Source organism: Streptomyces sp. bgisy159 (assembly GCF_057707805.1).
The window spans coordinates 1-574 of sequence record NZ_JBYIQX010000137.1 but is presented as its reverse complement, the minus strand read 5'-3'; the positions used below and the strand labels follow the sequence as shown (position 1 = coordinate 574).

The following is a 574-nucleotide window of genomic DNA, read 5'->3' as shown; positions in this document are numbered from 1 at the left end:
CGCCGGTGGTGCCCTGGGTACTGTCCGGTCACACCCCCGACGCCCTCCGCGCCCAAGCCGCCCGGCTGCATGCCTACGCGCAGGCGCATACGGACGCCTCACCTGCCGCTGTTGCAGCCGCACTGGTCCAGGGACGGACTTCCTTCGAGTACCGTGCTGTCGTCCGGGGCCGTGACCGCGCGGAACTCCTGGACGGACTCGACCGCCTTGCCCAGGGCGAACAGGCCGCCAACCTTACGCGCCGACGTGCTACGGACCACGGCAGGACGGCGTTTCTGTTCTCGGGTCAGGGCGCGCAGCGGCCGGGGATGGGGCGTGAGTTGTATGGGGCTTTCCCGGTGTTCGCGGAGGCGTTCGACGCGGTGTGCGGGCATGTCGGGGAGGAGTTGCGGGAGGTCGTCTTCGGTGCGGATGCTGAGCGGTTGAACCGCACCGAGTGGACGCAGCCGGCGTTGTTCGCGCTTGAGGTGGCGTTGTTCCGTCTGGTGGAGTCGTTCGGGGTACGTCCGGACTTCCTGATCGGGCACTCGATCGGTGAGATCGCTGCTGCGCATGTGGCGGGGGTGATGTCGCT

General features: G+C 68.6%; 1 protein-coding gene. It reads left to right on the top strand.

The window, feature by feature from the left end:
* The coding region (locus AC3ET3_RS36155; RefSeq protein ID WP_435613740.1) for an acyltransferase domain-containing protein at positions 1–574 on the top strand (574 nt) is incomplete at both ends.